Consider the following 18,747-nt stretch of genomic DNA (forward strand, 5'->3'; position numbering starts at 1 on the left):
TATAAATTCCCCCAAACTCTATTTTTTTTCAACATTTATTTTTATTATATCAAAACTTTTTACAGCTCCTATTATAAAAACTGCCGTTGGAAACATTGCAGCAGTAAGCACTGCCAAGATTTTTGTAAACCCTTTTATGCTAAACTTTTTACCAAACATCGAGTAAATTACCTTTATACCGAATATCATATACATCAGTTTACTTATACTCAAAAGGTTGTTGAGATAAAAATTTTCCGTACCCAGAAACTTTGTAGAGAAAAAAGCAATTATATAGATAAGGGTCCACTTATAAGAAAAGTCCCATACTCTATAAGTCTTTGAGTTCAGATTAAAATAAGTAAAATAGTTGCATATAAAAGAATATATAAACATTATAAACAGCGAATTAGCTGAAATATATTTAAAAACTTCCTCCATCTGTTTCGGATCCATTTTTAAAGCTTCAATGTATAAACTTTTATTTGCCTCTATAACAGTTGCTGAATCTTTTACTACAAGCAGTGAAAAAACAAGAGCAAGTAGAGTTATTATAGAGGTAGATACAAAAATCCTGTCAAATATAGCCATATCCGGTTTATATTTTTCAAAATAATAATACAAGGTCTCTATTACAAGAAATACTCCTATGTATGCAATCAAAAGACTTAGGTCAAATATTCCAATAGCTGCCATAGCTAGAAAGTTAGCAATCAGTCTGGATTTCATATTCATGGTACGCATCTTTTTTATCTTGTATACCGGAAGTAAAAAGGATAAAAAAGGAACCATCAGGGCTACTAAAAACAATCCGAAAATATTAATTGCTGCTATTATCATCTTAAACTCCTTTCAAAAAAATAATAAGTTACCTGTGAACTCAACATATAAAAATACTTTAAATCATTATAACATAATTTCATTATTTTGTTAACTTTAGGTAATTCCCTCTTTAATCCAAAAGATTTTAAACAACTGTAAAGATAATTAATTTACATAAGTTCTCCATCAAAAAACTCTATTATTTTATCAGAGAAAGATTTTCCAGTTTCAGTTTTTTTATTTTTTTCTCCAACTATTTCATATACTATTTTGAGTTTTGGATGAGTCAGTTCTCTCATAGAATTTAGGAATATATCTCTGTACTGATTCTCTTCCATTTTATCCCGAGAAAATCTATTCTCTGGGTAAAATCCCACATAAAGAGTTCCTTCAGAAACTTTTACAGGAAAAGCCCCTGTAAGAAGTGCCGCTATAGTTATCTTTTCATTTTTAGCCCTTTTTACGGCTTCATCCCATGATCTTTTTACATCGTCTATAGTCACTCTTATTTCAGATTCAGAGAGTTCCTTCTCCAATGTTTCTTCGGTGTTGGTCTCTCTTATTTCAGGAATATATCCTGTTTTTTCTTCTTTGTAGACTGTTTTAGGTAAACTAACTTCTCCTGAAAGTTTATGAAGAATTACATACCCGAGAAGCCTCTTATCCTCTTCATATTTAAACTTTGTTATAACATCATATATCGCCCCTATAATAGGCATCCCTTCCTCTGGAGTCAGCTCATCTTTCAGCATAAGCTCTTTTGACAACTTTGCCAGATCTCTAAAAAAACTCTCTATATTCACAGAACCATTCCAAAGTTTATCCAAAAATTTTACACCTTTATAGCTGTCTCCTTCCCTTGCTATTTGAAGAAATTCCATAAGCTGTTTTTCTGGTATAACTCCTAGAACCTTCTGACTTTTTTCTATTGTGATACTCTCTCCATAACAACTTGAAATAAGTTTTTCAAATATGGATATAGCATCTCTCATGCTTCCTCCTGCCTTTTCATAGATAAGAAGTAAACTTTCATCATCCACCTCTATACCCTCACTTTTACCTATTTCAAGCAGCCTGTCCCTTGTACTTTCAAATGAAATAGGTTTAAAATCATATCTTTGGCATCTCGATATGATAGTTGGAAGTATTTTATCAGGTTCAGTTGTTGCCAGTATAAACAATACATGACTTGGAGGTTCTTCCAGAGTTTTTAAAAGTGCATTAAAGGCTTCTTTTGTTAACATGTGAGCCTCGTCGATTATATATACTTTTTTTCTTCCTCTTGCAGGTCTGTAGTTTATCTTGTCCTTAAGCTGCCTTATCTCGTCTATACCTCTGTTTGATGCTGCATCTATCTCTATCATATCGACAAAATTTCCCTCGTTGACTGCTAGGCAATTGTCACAGATATCGCATGGATCATCTGTTATGCCATTTGTAAGACAGTTTAATCCCTTTGCTATAAGCCTTGCAGTTGTGGTCTTTCCAACACCTCTTGGACCTGCAAAAAGATATGCATGAGCCATCCTATTTTCTCTCAAGGAATTTTTTATGGTTTTTATTATATCCTCTTCTCCCGCCACTTCATTAAAATTGGAAGGTCGGTATTTTCTATATAAAGTAAGATGCATTATTTCCTCCTAAAAGCTACCTTATTTTGAATTACAGCAGCAAAATCAACCATTGATCTCACAGCTCTAATACAATTTTATCAGATAAATCATCGCGGAGCGATGTTTTTCTTCCACCCCTCCGCAGTATATTATAAGACCAATTATTCCAGCCCGTAATTATTCATCTTTGTTCTAAGTGTATTTCTTGTTATTCCTAAAATTTCTGCTGTTTCGACTTTTTTACCACTTGTCATCTCAAGAACCTGTCTTATAAGCTCTTTCTCCACTCTTGATATTACGTTTCCATAATAATCCTTTTGGGAATTTCCCTTTAAAACCGAAACTTCTCCTTCTATCCAGTCTGCAAGTATCCAGTCCTGTATATCTCCTCTTCTCTTGCTTATCTTAGCCCCTATAACATTTGCCGGAAGGTCCTCTACAAGTATTGAGTTTCCTCTGCAAAGTGCCACAGCAGATCTAACTGCATTCTTTAGTTCACTCACATTTCCAGGCCAGTCATATCTCATTATTTTTTTAATGGCAGGTTTTGAAACCCCTTTTACATTTTTCCCAAACTCCTCATTACAATCCATTATATAATGATCTATTATAAAAGGTATATCATCCTTTCTGTCTCTAAGTGGCGGTATATCTATCTCTAGAACTTTTAACTTGTGATAGAGTTCCTCTATAAACTTACCGTTTACAATAAGCTCCTCTATATTTTCACTAGAAGCCGTTATTATCCTCAAGTCTGTTTTCAACAGCTGTGTTCCTCCGATTCTAAAGAATTCACCTTCCTGGAGAACACCCAAGATTTTTGATTGCATATCTATACTTAGAGATTCAATATTTCCCAGATATAAAGTCCCTCCGTTGGCTTTCTCTAGCTCACCCATCTGGTCAAAAGCTGCTCCTGGAAAGGCACCTTTTTCATAACCGAATATCTTTCTCTCTAAAAACTCATCCTGAAAAGCAGTACAGTTTATACTTACAAAGGGCTTGTCACTAAAGTCGCTAAACTGATGTATTGATATAGCCACAGATTTTTTTCCGGTCCCTTTTTCCCCTGTTACCAGTACCGGTACTCTGCTGGCAGCCATTTTCCCCACCATCTTATAGACTTCAACTATCTCCTTTGTCTGACCTATTAGTTTGTCTCCAGTATCTTTATTCTTATCAACTTTCTCAGCCTTGAGTTTATGGTCTCTGACTGCCTTTTCCAAAAGTCTTGATACCTTAAGTATCTCAACAGGTTTCAAAATATAATCATAAGCCCCTGCCTTTATGCTTCCTGCCACTAGGTCAAGATTTGATCTCTCTCCCAAAATCATTATAATAATTTTTCTCTGGGCTGTACTTATCATTTCAATTGACTCAATAAGCTGAGACTTCTCCATAGTATCACTATCTAATAATACAGCATCATACTTGGCTTCCTCGAGCATTTCAAGAGCCCTCAAGACTCCCTCTGCAAACTCGATACTCCCATCGATGGATTCAGCTATCCCATTCTTCAATTTTTCATCTATCAGTATACCTAAAGCATTCAAATACATCACCTACTCTCCTCTGACCAAATTAAATCTATATTCTAGTAAAACTGTCCCCTTTACGCTGAGACCGTTTTTCGTCAAATAGATCTTCCATGTTCTTCCTACCTCTTCTATAGCCCTGTCAATCTCAGGAATTCCACTTTTTTCTTCTACAATCAATTCATTGATTGTACCATCTATTCCTATATCGGCTTTAAGTTTTACAACTCCTGAAAGCCCTCTTTCTAAAGCTGTTTCAGGATAGATCGGTTCTCTGTTTGCACTGTCCCATTTGGCAGTTATATCTCCGTCTGCAAATCCCATTTTATGTCCCTTTGGAAGACCTTCTATCTTATCTGAATCTGAAGATATCAGTGTAAATTCCATCTCTTTTCCCTTTTCTTCAGATGTAAAGCTTCCGGTTATCTCTTTGTCACTTAAAATACTCTTTATATTTTTTTGCTCTATCTCCTGGAGTTTCTCCTGACCTTTCAGCTCTCCTTCTGTAACTTCAAGCTTTTCACTTGTTTCTACCTGGGGAGCCGCCTTATTATTCAATATATCTTTTTTTGTGACTATCTTTCTCTCCACCAAAGATTTATCTACTGCCAGCAGAGAGTCTATTTCAAAATCTGGATTTTCTATTTTCACAGGTTTGATCTCTTTTTTCTTCACAGGATCCAATTTTTCTTTTTCTATCTTTATCTCTTTTTTTACCTGAGGAATAGTTTTTTCAACTGACTCTTGTTCTGTTTTCTTGGGGGGAACCTTTTTATTTTCATCCTTTAGTTCTATAAATCCCACACTTATTTTAGCTGTATCCACCACTGTTTCGCGGATTCCAGGTAGAAGAAATATGATAAAAAGATTCAGAATCAGCGATATCCCAAGACTACGAATATCATTTTTTTCCATAGTCTGCCTCCTACTTTGCAACAGCTGTGTCTATATCTAGAGAACTTGCTCCTGCTTCTTTGGCTATTGTCATTATTTCTACTATAAAGCCATAGTCAAGTTTTTTATCAGCAGTTATTATTACATTTTTCTCACTGCTGTTCAAAAGTTTTTCTCCTAGTTCCTCTTTAAGATTTTCAAGAGTGACTTTCATACTCTTTTTAGATTTAGTAGTTTCTCTGTAATTAAGATATAGTTCGCTGTTTTCATCTATCAGTATCTGTATCTCCTTTACTTCTCTGACCTCTTTGATCGTAGACTGAGGAAGGTCTATTTTTATTCCACTTAAGTCTTCAAAAGTAGTGGCCACCATAAAAAATATAAGAAGGAGGAACACTACGTCAATAAGAGGCGTAAGTTCTAAAATCATATTACCACTGTTTCTTCTGGTCATTCTCTTCAATCTCATGGTCTATACCTACTTTCTGAAAAAGTTGATCATTTCAACACTAGACTTTTCCATATTGTTTACTACAGTATCTATTCTTTTATTAAAATAGTTATAGAAAATTACTGCTGGTATTGCAACAGTCAGTCCTCCTGCCGTTGTAATAAGAGCCTTAGATATTCCCTCGGCAAGTACTGAAGGGTCTCCTGTCCCGTAAGAAGCTATTGCATGAAAAGCCTGTATCATTCCTGTAACTGTACCTAGTAGTCCTAGAAGCGGAGTTGTATGAGCCACTATACCTAACAGCCACATTCCCCTTTCAAGTCTTGGAAGTTGTGAAAGTCCAACCTCTCTGGCCTTTTCTTCCATGTGAACTATACTATAATCTTTATTTTTAGTACACTGAAGTAAGAGTTCCTTTAAAACTTTATAAGTAGAGCAATCATGCTTTTCAAGAAGTGCAAAGGCTCCTGTATAATCACCTTTTTCTATGTACTCTTTCACATTCCATTTTATATCATCAAAATTTCCTTTCTCTTTCGATGCAAAATAAATACTTTTATCTATTACAACTGCCAATCCGATTACTGACATGGCAACTATAAAATACATGAGTATCCCGCCGTTTTGTATCCACTCCATTTTTGATTCCTCCTTAAAAAGCTATTAAAACTAAAAAACTGCAACTCCTAGTACAATAACTGCTGCTACGCCTATAAGATATTTCCAGAGAGGCTTGTTTGACGCCATGTCCTCAGACAGTTCGTTTTCAAGTTCATTATTATTTTCCTGTTGCTTAGCAATGTCCAATTTTTCTTTACTTTGCTGTACATCGTCACTCTTTAGTTTTGCATCTACATCACTTATATCCTCGTCCTGAATATTTTCAAGGACCGTTATCTCATTACCGCTTTCTAAAGTTTCCTGACTGACGCCTGTTACCTCTTGGCTGATTTCAGCAGTATTTTCCTCTCCGTATAAAAAAACAAAAGATAGCATTAACATTAAAAAAACTAATTTTTTTTTCACTGTTTTTCCCCCTCTTCGAAATACTCAATATATTTTTCTGACTTCTCAGGTGATCTTTTTTTGAGCTCCTCATAATATAACACAGCTTCTTTTTTATTTTCCTCTTTCAAATTCATACTGATTAACTTTTCTAATGCAAAATCTTTGAATTTGGACTCTTTATATTCATCTAAAAAATCGTTATAACTTTTTTTTGCTTCTTTTTCATCCCCTAGAGCTTCATAAACAACAGCAATCTTTATTACTGAGGATTCTTTAAGAGGACTGTCCTTATAAAGAAGATTCACCTTTGTAAACATCCTAAGGGCGTTGTTATAATCTTCCTCTTTCTCGTATATAACCCCTAGCTGAAATGCAGCTGTGTCTTTATACTGGCTTTCACTACTCTTATCAACTATTTCATAATACTTCTTCGACTCTGCGTAGTTTTCTTTTTTGAAATAATAATTCGCCAGATTAAATGCCGCCCTGTCCCTATATTTTTCATCTTCAAGAAGTTTTTTGTACTCAGTATGAGCCAGATCCACCTCACCTTTTTTATCATAGGTGATTGCTTTCCAATAACTGGACTTGTTTTTTACAGGAATTTTATCTGCCCATAAGAGTGCATCGTCAAGATTGTTGCTTTGATAATATATTTCTGTAAGTTTAGAAGCCGAGTTTTCTTTTAGATTTTCATCCTCTATAGTATCATAAAGTTCTTTATAAGTAGCAATTGCACCTTGGAAATCTTCAGAAGCCATATTTGCGTCTGCACTAAAAAGCATAACATTTCCTCTATAGGTACTTTTCTTATAATTCTTCAGAAATTCCGATGAACTTTTCTTCAAAAGCTCAAACTCCTCTAGGTTATAAAGTGAATTTATTTCCCAGTATAACGAGTCCTCAGCATATTTTCCTTTTGGGTCTTTATTATATATATCTCTGTAGACTTTAGAAGCCTCTTTATATTCGCCCTCACTGTAAAAACTTTCTCCTGTCTGGAATAATGCATAGTCGCCATAGCCCTCTATACCCTCGAGCTTTTCATAGGTTTCCCTGCTTTTTTCATACTCTCCCATCCTAAAATATGAAAGAGCTATTTTATCCAAAGTGTCTCCTTTGTTTCTTCCATAACCATTTTCTAGGTAACTTTCACCGGTTTTTACAGCTTCAGAATACTTTTCCCATGAAAAATAGGTTTTCATGAGGTTATATTGGGCTTTTTCTTTTGTCTCATTATTTTTAGATTCAGAAGCTTTCTTAAAGTAGCTTTCAGCATCCTGATATTTCATCATACCAAGAGAAGCTATTCCCTTAAGATATGTATTTTCAGAAGATGAATTCTGCATATTCAGATATTTTGACATCTTTTCATACTGTTTTTCATTTAAGAGTATAGCTATTAGATTTCCAAGTATCTTTTCATCTCTGCTGCTCCTTAAATATTCTTCATAGACACTCTGAGCCTTAGCTATATCTCCTGCAGTGTAATAAGATGCCCCTACAGCTAGATAGACATCTTTTTTATACTGCTGGTCCCTTACAAATGTTTTTCTGTATTCATCAAAACGAATCTTAAGGTCTTTCAAATCCCCTATTTTACTGTCCACTACTATAATTTTATAGAGTTCATCTTTTCTATAAGATTTTTCATAGACCTCCATATAATACTTTCTTGAAAGCTTATATTTACCAGTTTCATAGGCAGAACTTGCCATCATAAGATAAAGATTTTCGTTATATATTGATTTTATTTCTCTGCCGTTTAAGTTTTTAGTCAGATTTAAAACATCATTATACTTATTTTTTTCATAATTAATAAGTACAGAGTAATAAAGCGATTCATCTTCATATTCAGTATCGCTGAGATTTTTAAAGTAATTTAAAGACTTGGTTTTTTCACCTTTTTTAAATAAAGAATAAGCATACCCATAAATTACACTTGGGTCATCTGACATGGAAACTATTTTTTCATAATATTCTGCAGAACTAGAGTAGTCTCCCTTATTCAGGTTATATTCTGCCACAAGTTTGTATGCAGTATTTGCTTCCTTACCCTTTTTTAGTCTAGCTACAGCATTCATCATTTCAGCTTCGTTTTTCATATCCCTGTATATCGACACCAGAGAAAGAAGACTACGTTGTGCATAAGTGTTCTCAGGATAGTTTGCTGCCACCTCTTTAAAATAACCTTCTGCCTTTGCTATATCATCCATTTTATAGTAGCATGACCCATATATATAATTCATGAGAGGATAATTTTTATCTTCTTCAGTTCCGTTATAATACTCATCTAAATAAACTATACTCTTGACATATTGTCCGTTGTTATAAGATGACAGGGCGAGGTATAATATTCCCTCATCATAATAATTCCCCTTGCTGCTTAAGAGTTTCGATAGCTCAGTCTGAGCCTTATTGTATTCTCCGGACTTGTAATACTCCTTCCCCAGTTCGTAAATAGCTTTGTCATAATATTCACTTTTTACATCAAGATTCTTTTGATAGACTATGGCATCTTCAAAGTTCCTTAAATAGGCACAATTTATCGTCTGATAGTAGTAGAACTCATTTTTTTCTTTTCTTTTGAGCCTGTAGTTTGCCAAAAGAATATCAAAATATTTTTTGGACTTTTCATGGTTTTTTTCCAAAAAATAAGTTTTTGCAAGTCTTTCCTGTATTGTTTTTACATATTTAGATTTAGGGTAATTCTTTAGAAAACCTTCCAATTCAAGAACTGCAACCTTGTAATTTTTGCTCTTATACAGTTCATCTATATACTTTATGTCCTCTTTTTCCCCTGCAAAAGATACGGTATTGAGAACAATCAGAAAAGCCATGATTGTCAGCTTTTTTTTCATGATGCGATCCCCCTTAAAGTAATTGTAGTTACCCATCTTAGACTAAGTTAAAGCTATTTTTTTCCAACTAAATCAAAAATTTTTTTTATTTCTTCTAGAGAAACATCTGTATTCATACACGGACCGTTGTCTAATTTATTAAATATCCCATAAACTATCATAGGAAAAGAGTCATATATTCCTGCAACAAGATCCCTTTCACAGGCCACAGCCACTACAAAATCAGGTTTTTCATTTTTCAAAAAAAGCCTTGCCAAAGTACCACCTGTAGCTATTTTTACTATGGCATTTCTTTCCTTTACAAATTTAGATATTTCACCTATTTTACATAGTCCACACTCTCTGCAGTTTCCTATATCAGAAGTTATCTTATATGGACATGAATAATTTTGTATGCAGTGGGGAAGGAGAAGGGCTATTTTTTCTATCTTTACCTTCTTACTTCTCTTTATAGCCAGTCTGTTATTAAACTTTATAAAGCCTTTTGAAACACAATTATTTTCACATCTGTTTTTGTTAAATTTTTTTGCCACGATATAGGCAAAATAATAAAATGTATAAGCTGTTTTAAACAGTAAATTTTTGACCATTTTTTCTTTCCCCTTGTGGATTTTATCATAAATTAGTATAGCATATTTATTTTCCCTTTTCAAACAATGAAAAAAGCAAGTCTGCAGACTTGCTTAATCTCTTAGGGCTAAAGGCATAGCTATATATAAATATTTTTCATCTTTGCTATTTTTAAGTTGTATGGCACTATTTGAAGTTAAAAGATCAATTATTAACCTGTCATTTTTATCCAGGTGTTGTATAAAATCCAAAAGGAATTTTACATTTAGGGAAATTTTTACATCCTCTCCCTCTTGTTCCACCTCTATATGCTCATTAACTTTTGCAGTTTCTGACACACCACTTACATAAAAACTTCCAGCCTCTAGACTAAATATTGCACTGTATTTAGACTCACTGTTATTTTTTACAAATATCTGAACTCTTTTCAAGATTTTAGAAAATTCTTCAGTATTGGCCGATATTTTCTTGTTGTGAGATACAGACTTCATTATTCCGTTATAGTCTGGAAAAGGTAGATCTATTACCCTACTCAAAACCATTGAATTACCCACCTTAAAGAAAACCTGATTTTCTTCAAACTTAAACTCAACATTTTCTTCATCTAAAGTTCTGAGGGTCTTTATCAATGCATCTACTGTGGTCAGAGGAATGCTGACTTTGAGAGAACCATCATACTCTATGTCGTCTTCTAAGTATACCAGACGGTAAGTGTCAGTGGCTACAACCTTTACCTTTTTATCTTCTATTTCAATCCTTACGCAATTTATAGACAGATTATCAATAGAAGTAGATGCGCCGAATTTTGTTTTTTCAAGCATTTCAGAAAGCTTCTCTCTTGAGAAAACTATACCGGTTCCCTCTATACTATCTTTTATCCTCGGATACTCTTCAGGCTCCATTACAGAAAATTCAGAAGATGAATCAGATGTCTCTATAATAAGAAGCCCCTCCTTTACCACAAGGTTTATCTCTTTGTCTGTTATTTCCTTTAGATATTCTTCAACAAGCTGATATGAAAATACCGCTTTCCCCTTTTCCTGAACCTCCCCCTCCATAAAGGATGTTATAGTAAGTTCAAGATTCGTACCTCTTAGTACAATTTTTCCGTCTTCTTGTGCTTCTAAGTAAACACAAGAAATTATAGGTCTTATTTTATTTTCAGCTATGGCTTTTTCAACTACCCTAAGAGTTTTTAAAAACTCCTGTCTGTCTACCTTGATATTCAAATTATTTCCTCCTGCTTAGAGATTATTTAAAAAGATATGGTTTTAACTCTTCACTGAACTTATTTCGAAGTTTCTGAAGGGTCTTTTTCTCTATCTGTCTAACTCTCTCTCTGGTTATACTAAAACTTTTCCCTATCTCTTCTAGGGTGTGTATCTCATAACCATCAAGTCCATATCTAAGTTTTAATATCTCTTTCTCACGGGGTTTTAACACTTCTAGTATATCATTTATCTCGTTTCTTCCTATCTCTCCCAATACTTCATCTTCAAGAGATTCTTCATCGGGCTGGCTGATCGTGTCTTCTAAGAAAATATCGTCACCTATTGATGCATTCAGAGACAAAAGATCTTGGAACTCAAGCATAACCTTCTGAACCTTTTTAGGAGTAATCTCCAGTCCTAGTGCTATATCCTCTATATTCGGGTAAACACTATTTTTCATCACAAATTCCATTATAAATTTATTTACCTTGTTTAAAAGATCATGCTTATACGAAGGAATTCTTATCTCTCTTCCTTTACTTATGATGGCCTTACTTATAGACTGTTTTATCCACCAGACAGCATAGGTAGAAAATCTAAAACCTTTTTCTACATCAAATTTTTCTATAGCATGCATAAGTCCAAAATTACCCTCACTTATCAGGTCAATAAAACCCATTCCTTTATGGACGTAGCTTTTAGCTATATTAACAACCAATCTTAAATTAGAAAGAATAAGTTTGTGTTTAGCATCTTCACAACCGCTCTTAGCCCTTATTAAAAGATCTAATTCTTCTTCTTTCGTCAAAATGTTGTAACTACGGATATCTTCAAGATAAAGTGAAACTAAATCTCTTTCTTTTTCCATATATCTCTTCCCCACTTCTTTTAAGTTTTAGTAAAAATAAGATACAGATTAATAAAATTCCTCTTTTAAATCTCTTTCCATCAGTTTCTTTACCATCTCTTTTGCATTGGCATCTTCATAAAGTACCTTGTACACAGCATCAAGAATAGGCATAGACACCTTATAAGATTTAGACTTTTCATAGACAGCCTTCACCGTCGGAACCCCTTCAGCTACCATAAGCATCTCGTCTAGTATTTCCTGGAGTTTCATACCCTTTCCAAGCTTATCTCCTACATGTCTGTTTCTGCTGTGTTTACTTGCACAAGTAACAATGAGATCCCCTATGCCACTAAGACCGCTAAAAGTTTTTTCATCTGCCCCAAGCTCCACTCCAAATCTAGTTATCTCTGCAATCCCCCTGGTTATAAGGGCAGCCTTGGTATTGTCTCCAAACTCCATTCCGTCAGCCATTCCAGCTGCTATAGCCAGGCAGTTTTTTACTGCTCCGCCTATTTCCACACCTATTATGTCTTCATTTATGTATACTCTAAAACTTCCCGTATTAAACAATTCTTGTATTTTTTTTGCATTTTCAAGATTCCCAGCTGCTACAATTGTAGAAGGTATCTTGTTAGCAACTTCTTCTGCATGAGTAGGTCCTGACAGTACAACTATATTTTTATGAAATTTACCCATTACTTCGTCTTTCATAACCTCTGACAGTCTCATTCCAGTTGATACTTCCAAGCCCTTAGCAGTATTTACTAAGACGATATCTTTTGTTATCTGAGGTGATATACTTTCGATTACCCCTCTAAGCACCTGAGAAGGAACTGAAAAAACAACACACTGGGCTCCTTCTAATAAACCATCTATATCGGAAGTTACACTCAAGGTATCAGGAAATTTTATTCCCTTCAGGTACAGAGGATTCTCTCTTTCTGCCAGAAGTTTTTCTGCTCTTTCCTTTTTATATTCCCACAGAGTAACTGGATACCCCTTTTCAGCCAATAATACCGCCAAAGCCGTTCCCCAGCTTCCTGCGCCCATTACAACAATTTTGTCCATATCCATCTCCCTATTTAAATTTAAATTTGTTTTCATTTCCATTCATAAGCCTAGATATATTTGTTCTGTGTCTGTATATTACAAATGCACCTATCAAAAATGTCATAATGAAAAGTTCTACCCTTATAAGTGATTCCCTTATCGGCATGATAAGAGTAAGTATCGGCAGCAGTGCTGCACAGGTAACAGAGGCAAGAGATACATATTTGCTAAAGTACGCCACTATAACAAAGACCCCTATAGTCACTAGCATAATCTGTGGAACAAGATAGAGAAATACCCCCAAACTGGTGGCAACACCTTTCCCTCCCTTAAACTTTAGAAAAATCGACAGAGAATGACCCATTATTGTTATTAGCCCTACCAGTATCAGTAAAGTTCCCTCTATTCCTGCTAGGTCTGCAAACATAACTGGGAAAAACCCTTTGGCTGCATCAGCTGCTAGCACCATAACTCCATACCTGGCACCTAGTACCCTGTAAGCATTTGTAGCCCCAGAGTTTTTACTTCCGTGCTCTCTTATGTCTATACCCTTCATTTTTTTTCCTATTATAACACCAGTTGGTATTGATCCCAAAAAATATGCCAAAACTGCAAAAAATATAAATTTAAACATCGCTTCCTCCTAAGTTCTTTTTACAAATTTCCCCACAACTTCTATATGGCTCGTTTGAGGAAACATGTCTACAGGCTGTACCTTTAAAAGATCGTAACCTATTTCATTTAAAACATTGGCATCCCTTGCAAATGTAGAAGGATTGCACGATATGTAAACTATCTCATTTATTCCGGTTTTTGCAACACTGTGAAGGACGCTTTCCTCTATTCCCTTTCTAGGAGGGTCAAAAATAATAGCATCTATTTTTTCTCTTTTTTTGAGGAGTTCCTCTAGTTTGCCTTCTACTTTTCCGTTTATAAAATCAATATTTTTAATTTTATTTTCCATACTTGTTTTTTTTGCATCTAAAGTGGCAGATTTAACCATCTCTATGGCAAATACTTTTTTCGCCCAACGAGATAATATCATAGCTATTGTACCTGTCCCAGAATAAGCATCTACTATATTTTTATTTTTTACATCATCAAAATACGAGATGGCCGTTTCATAGAGTTTCTTTGTCTGTTCTAGATTTATCTGAAAAAAAGATTTAGGAGATATATTGAATTTTATATCAAAAAGCTCCTCTTTTAAAACCTCGTCTCCGTACACATAGATATCCTCGTCCCCAAGGGCCACATTGGTTCTCTTATTGTTTACAGATATATAGGCGGCTTTTACCTCAGGACACCGGTCTCTTAGATCATATAAAATCTTTTTCAAATTCTTGGCAGGCTCCCCTTTCACAACAAGCACAACCATGGCTTCATCAAAAGAATTGGTTCTTACCATAACATGTCTCAGTATTCCTCTATGCTTTTTCTCATCATAAACAGGTATTCTTTTTTTATTAAGTATTTCCTTTAGCTCTTTTGTAATTCTGTTTGCAAGTTTTGACTGAAGCATATTTTCAGACACTTCAAAAACTTCATGAGATTTTTTCTTAAAGAAACCTGATATTATCTTCCCGTCTTTATAGGCAAAGGGTTCTATTACTTTGTTTCTGTAATATTTCGGGGAAGTGCTTCCTATTGTATCGTAGATTTCAAAATTTTCCAGTTTACCTATTTTTTTTAATACATCTTCTACCATTTCTTTTTTATATTTTAGCTGGCTTTCATACTTTAGCATTCCAAAATCGCATCCGTGAAAATCTTCAAATGTAACCTTGTCTTTATCAGCTGCTCTTTCTTCACCTGGTTTTATTATAGCCTCTATAATCCCTCTGGCGTAACTCTTCTTCAGAGATATAATTTTAACTCTTACTCTGTCTCCAGGTACAGACATAGGAACAAATACAGCCATTTTTTCATAATAGCCTAGTCCCTCTCCTCCAAAAATAAGCTTTTCAATATCCAGCTCGATTATCTGATCTTTTTTTAGCACCATATTATTTGGTTTCCCCTCTTTTTGTACTTTTTTATTATATATTGTATGAAAACAAATGTCAACGAAAGCTAAATTAAGAAAAAATAAAGTTTATTTCAATTTAAAGTATTCAATTTCGTTAGAAACTTCCATTCTCAATTTAGTTCTGGCTTCTTTTTCTATCTTTTCAAGGTCTACTTTGTTTTCAAGTTCTATTTTTTTACTTTGATAAAGCTCTTCAGATTCACTTACAATTTTTTTTATTTTTCTGACCTCGCCCTGTTCCTTTGCCAGCTTTATAACATAATTAAGATGAACTATAGGAAGAGCTATAATCAAAAAAACAATAAGTACTGTATATACCTCTTTCAGCTTTTTTTTCATACTTTTACCCCAGTCTTTCCACCACTCGTAATTTTGATGAACGGGCTCTCTTGTTAAATTTAAGTTCGTCATCCTTTGGAGTTATAGGTTTTCGTGTTATTATTTTGACCTTGGCTTTATTGTCACATCTGCATACCGGGAGTTCAGGGGGACATATACAGTCTACCGACATCTCCTTAAACTTATTTTTTACCATTCTGTCTTCTAGTGAATGAAAGGTTATTATAGCAAGCCTGCCTCCAGGTTTAAGAGCATTTATCGCCTTGTCTATAGATCTTTCTAAAACGTCTAATTCTCTGTTTACCTCGATTCTGATGGCCTGAAAGGTTTTCATAGCAGGATGTTTAGGGCTCTTCCCCTTGTATGCTCTTTTTATTATTTCCACAAGGTCTCCAGTTGTTTCTATGGGCTTCTCTGCCCTGATTTCACATATAAGCCTTGCTATTTTTCTGGCGTGACGTTCTTCTCCGTAATCATATATTATTTTAGAAAGTCTGCCTTCTTCATACTGGTTTACAACTTCATAAGCAGAGACCTTGGCATTTTTGTTCATTCTCATATCCAGTTTGGTGTCAAATCTATATGAGAAGCCTCTTTCTGGATCATCTAGCTGTGTAGAAGAGACCCCTATATCCATAAGTATTCCGTCTATCTTATCATAACCAGCAAGATATAACACTGTGTCCAGGTTTTCAAAGTTATCCTTATAAGACTCCCATTTTTTACCATATTTACCCAGTCTTTCCCCTGCAAAATCAAGGGCTTGCTGATCCTGATCAATAGAAATAAGTTTCCCTTTTTCAGACAAAGCCTTTAGGATTCCTTCTGAATGACCTCCCCCTCCTAAGGTGCAGTCTAAATAAACTCCGCCTTCATTTTTTACGAGATTTTCTATTGTTTCACGGTACAACACAGGTATATGATATTCACATTCTATATCTTCAAACATTAATTACACTCCCAATTTTTAAAAGATAGATTATTAGCTTCATTTTACTATAATGAGGGAAAAAAAGCAACTTAAGGGGCATCTGTCCAGAATAATATTTAATTTCATTTTCATCTTTTTTTTTAGACAAACTTTCATTTAATTCAAAATATAAGGTTAATTTCCTTTCAATTTTACAATATCTTTTACACTGTTTTTATATTTTTTATACACTGAGATGCTAAACTTGTATTTTAAGATAAATACTGGGGGAATCTATGAACAACATACTTTGGGATAACAAATTAAAAATTTTAGACTTTGCTTTTCAACCTATAATATGTGCAAATTCAGGCGAGATATACGGTGTAGAAGCTCTTCTTAGAAACAGTTTAGAGGCTGGTTTCAAAAATATCGGAGATGTCTTTGACAGCGCCTATAAGGATGGTTCCTTATATACACTTGATTTAATGCTTCGAGAAAAAGCCATCCAGAAATTTAAAAAACTGAAATTCCACAAAAGTATAAAAATATTTTATAATCTAGACAACCGACTTTTAGAAATGCCCAACTTTTCAATGGGAAAAACAGAGATTCTTTTGAAGGAAAATAAAATAGAAAAGAGCTCTTTGTGTTTTGAGATATCGGAAAAATACAAACTCAACAAGATAGAGGATATCAATGATATGCTGAGCGTATATAAGAGTGAAGGGTATATTATTGCCTTAGATGACTTTGGAAGCGGCTTTTCTAACCTTCAGAAACTTTATCACTTTGACATAAATCTTTTAAAAATAGACAGATTTTTTATCAAAAATGTGGGAAAGAGCAGTAAAAAAAGAATTTTCTTAAACAACATAATAAATCTAGTTCATACTCTAGGGGGACTTGTAGTGGCAGAAGGGATCGAGACAGAGGAAGAGATGCACGTTTGTCGTATGCTCGGCTGCGACCTCTTACAGGGATATTACATACAACATCCCAGTCAAAACTTAGACGATATCAAAGTGCTGTATCACCATGTAAAAGAAAACATTATAAAACAGGAGAATTTTTTAGGGGAAGACAGAAACATTATCGAAAGTCATATTTTAAAAATAGAAGGAACCTACATAGAAAACCATATGGATAAGATTTTAGAAGTTTTGAAAAAAAATAGCCATGCAGAGGTCTTCCCGATATTAGACCAAGACAAGAGGGTTCTTGGTATGATAAGAGAAAAAAAGATCAAAAGATATCTTTTGGCTCCCTTTGGAAATGAATTCCTCAAGAAGAAAACTGTACGTGACCTAATGGACATTGCAATAATTGCAGATATTAACGTCAACGTAAATAGACTAATAGAGATACTCTCATTAAATGATGAAGTAGAATTTATAATCATAACCTGCGATGGTAAGTATAAAGGTTATCTTGACAAAAATGCAGTCATTAAAATAATCAGTGAAAAGAAGATAGGAGAAGCCAAAAATCAAAATCCCCTTACAAGGCTTCCAGGAAATACCCAAATATCAGATTTTATAGAAAAAACTCTTTTAGATAAAGCAAATGGATATATTTACACATACTTTGACTTCAATAATTTCAAGAGTTACAATGACAAGTATGGATTTAAAAAAGGGGACAAAATAATCACCTTATTTAGTGAGATTTTAAAAGATGAAGAAAAAGATGAAAATTCATTTATAGGCCATGTAGGTGGGGATGATTTTTTTTTAGGCATAAGGCAAAGGCCAAATAAAAATTTTAATGATACCCTAGATAAGATAACCTCAATTGCAGATATGTTTAAAACCCAGGCCCGGGACCATTATGATCAGAAAGACTTAAAAAAGGGTTTTATTTTAAGTCAAGACAGAAGCGGCCAGCTTAGAAAGGTACCTCTTATAACTGTCTCTGCTGCAATTTTAGAAATTATTCCAGGAGAAAGGAATTGTACAATCGAAGATGTCAGTGATCTCCTATTTAAATTAAAAAAGAATTCTAAAATAGCAAAAGATTCCACATGCTGTTCGACCATACTGCCATACAAACAATTTTTTTAACGTATCCATATCTTAAGCTTAATTTCTGTACCTCGAAATAGGTCAAGTCATTTTACTAATTATTTTATAAAAGCTAGTTTATAAAACACAGACTAAAAAAGGGAGCCTCTAAGGCTCCTTATACTTTTCTGGCTTTAACTTTTTGTCTATCCTGCTGAAGTTTCCACCTTAAATTATATGCTGCTCGCAATTTTTATGCCGAACTTATCTTTTACTTCAAGTTTAAATTTCAACATACTTCTTTCTTGATCATCCTGAAGTCTGGATTTCTTGGCATTAAGCTTTTTTATTTTTTTTATATTTGGTTTTTTATTACGTCTTTCTTTTTGGATTTGATTATCTATTTCCTTAATAGCCATCTTATGTTTTTTCTTATTATCCATGGCTCTTTCATGCATAACTTTGTATTGTCTTTGTTGTCCTGGTTTTAGATCACTTACTTTTTTTGCTATTTGAGATTTTCCTGCATTCTTATGAACCGAATAATTTACAGGCTGATTTTTAGAAAATGCCGTTGTTGAGATTATTATTGCTAAGATTCCGATTATTTTTTTCATTTTTT

18 protein-coding genes are annotated in these 18,747 nt (G+C 34.0%); 1 reads left to right on the top strand and 17 read right to left on the bottom strand.

Annotated elements, in window-relative coordinates; translation table 11 throughout:
* Nucleotides 1-18: 18 nt before the first annotated feature.
* The 16 genes from ILYOP_RS06370 to rsmH form a co-directional block, all read right to left on the bottom strand.
* On the bottom strand, nt 19-819 hold the full coding sequence (locus ILYOP_RS06370; RefSeq protein WP_013387712.1) for a hypothetical protein: 801 nt from the start codon (nt 817-819) through the stop codon (nt 19-21).
* Between the two features lie 152 nt (nt 820-971).
* Complete coding sequence (dnaX, locus tag ILYOP_RS06375) at nt 972-2,432, bottom strand: DNA polymerase III subunit gamma/tau (protein WP_013387713.1); 1,461 nt, start codon at nt 2,430-2,432, stop codon at nt 972-974.
* Nucleotides 2,433-2,575: 143 nt separating this feature from the next.
* A complete protein-coding gene (locus ILYOP_RS06380) occupies nt 2,576-3,967 on the bottom strand; it encodes a sigma-54-dependent transcriptional regulator (protein WP_148223700.1) in 1,392 nt (463 codons plus the stop codon).
* Between the two features lie 9 nt (nt 3,968-3,976).
* Nucleotides 3,977-4,864 carry an energy transducer TonB gene (locus ILYOP_RS06385; RefSeq protein ID WP_013387715.1) on the bottom strand — a complete coding sequence of 296 codons (888 nt, stop codon included), beginning with the start codon at nt 4,862-4,864 and terminating at the stop codon, nt 3,977-3,979.
* 10 nt (nt 4,865-4,874) lie between these two features.
* The gene (locus ILYOP_RS06390; protein WP_013387716.1) at nt 4,875-5,312 is read right to left on the bottom strand and encodes an ExbD/TolR family protein; all 438 of its coding nucleotides are present in this window, start codon (nt 5,310-5,312) and stop codon (nt 4,875-4,877) included.
* 9 nt (nt 5,313-5,321) lie between these two features.
* Nucleotides 5,322-5,933, bottom strand: a complete 612-nt coding sequence (locus ILYOP_RS06395) for a MotA/TolQ/ExbB proton channel family protein (protein ID WP_013387717.1) — start codon at nt 5,931-5,933, stop codon at nt 5,322-5,324.
* 30 nt (nt 5,934-5,963) lie between these two features.
* Complete coding sequence (locus ILYOP_RS06400) at nt 5,964-6,320, bottom strand: hypothetical protein (RefSeq protein WP_013387718.1); 357 nt, start codon at nt 6,318-6,320, stop codon at nt 5,964-5,966.
* Complete coding sequence (locus tag ILYOP_RS06405) at nt 6,317-9,163, bottom strand: tetratricopeptide repeat protein (protein ID WP_013387719.1); 2,847 nt, start codon at nt 9,161-9,163, stop codon at nt 6,317-6,319. The genes ILYOP_RS06400 and ILYOP_RS06405 overlap by 4 nt, the downstream gene beginning before the upstream one ends.
* 53 nt (nt 9,164-9,216) lie before the next feature.
* Nucleotides 9,217-9,753: a DUF116 domain-containing protein gene (locus ILYOP_RS06410; RefSeq protein WP_013387720.1), complete on the bottom strand. Its 537-nt coding sequence runs from the start codon at nt 9,751-9,753 to the stop codon at nt 9,217-9,219.
* 93 nt (nt 9,754-9,846) lie between these two features.
* Nucleotides 9,847-10,962: a DNA polymerase III subunit beta gene (gene dnaN, locus ILYOP_RS06415; RefSeq protein WP_013387721.1), complete on the bottom strand. Its 1,116-nt coding sequence runs from the start codon at nt 10,960-10,962 to the stop codon at nt 9,847-9,849.
* Between the two features lie 22 nt (nt 10,963-10,984).
* Complete coding sequence (locus ILYOP_RS06420) at nt 10,985-11,812, bottom strand: sigma-70 family RNA polymerase sigma factor (RefSeq protein ID WP_013387722.1); 828 nt, start codon at nt 11,810-11,812, stop codon at nt 10,985-10,987.
* Between the two features lie 48 nt (nt 11,813-11,860).
* Nucleotides 11,861-12,862, bottom strand: coding sequence for an NAD(P)H-dependent glycerol-3-phosphate dehydrogenase (locus ILYOP_RS06425; RefSeq protein ID WP_013387723.1), 1,002 nt, complete (start codon nt 12,860-12,862; stop codon nt 11,861-11,863).
* Between the two features lie 10 nt (nt 12,863-12,872).
* Nucleotides 12,873-13,478: a glycerol-3-phosphate 1-O-acyltransferase PlsY gene (plsY, locus tag ILYOP_RS06430; RefSeq protein WP_013387724.1), complete on the bottom strand. Its 606-nt coding sequence runs from the start codon at nt 13,476-13,478 to the stop codon at nt 12,873-12,875.
* A 9-nt stretch (nt 13,479-13,487) separates the two neighbouring features.
* Complete coding sequence (gene rlmD, locus ILYOP_RS06435; protein ID WP_013387725.1) at nt 13,488-14,849, bottom strand: 23S rRNA (uracil(1939)-C(5))-methyltransferase RlmD; 1,362 nt, start codon at nt 14,847-14,849, stop codon at nt 13,488-13,490.
* A 90-nt stretch (nt 14,850-14,939) separates the two neighbouring features.
* Complete coding sequence (locus ILYOP_RS06440; RefSeq protein ID WP_013387726.1) at nt 14,940-15,212, bottom strand: hypothetical protein; 273 nt, start codon at nt 15,210-15,212, stop codon at nt 14,940-14,942.
* A gap of 4 nt (nt 15,213-15,216) precedes the next feature.
* Complete coding sequence (gene rsmH, locus ILYOP_RS06445; RefSeq protein WP_013387727.1) at nt 15,217-16,161, bottom strand: 16S rRNA (cytosine(1402)-N(4))-methyltransferase RsmH; 945 nt, start codon at nt 16,159-16,161, stop codon at nt 15,217-15,219.
* 257 nt (nt 16,162-16,418) lie between these two features.
* On the opposite strand from rsmH, the gene ILYOP_RS06450 reads away from it, so the two are divergent.
* Nucleotides 16,419-18,185 carry a GGDEF domain-containing protein gene (locus ILYOP_RS06450; RefSeq protein ID WP_013387728.1) on the top strand — a complete coding sequence of 589 codons (1,767 nt, stop codon included), beginning with the start codon at nt 16,419-16,421 and terminating at the stop codon, nt 18,183-18,185.
* A gap of 173 nt (nt 18,186-18,358) precedes the next feature.
* Here the strand turns inward: ILYOP_RS06450 and ILYOP_RS06455 are convergent, their stop codons facing one another.
* Entirely contained in the window at nt 18,359-18,742 is a 384-nt protein-coding gene (locus tag ILYOP_RS06455; RefSeq protein WP_013387729.1) for a hypothetical protein, read from the bottom strand.
* Nucleotides 18,743-18,747: the final 5 nt, after the last annotated feature.

The organism is Ilyobacter polytropus DSM 2926 (genome assembly GCF_000165505.1).
GTDB classification, from domain to species: domain Bacteria; phylum Fusobacteriota; class Fusobacteriia; order Fusobacteriales; family Fusobacteriaceae; genus Ilyobacter; species Ilyobacter polytropus.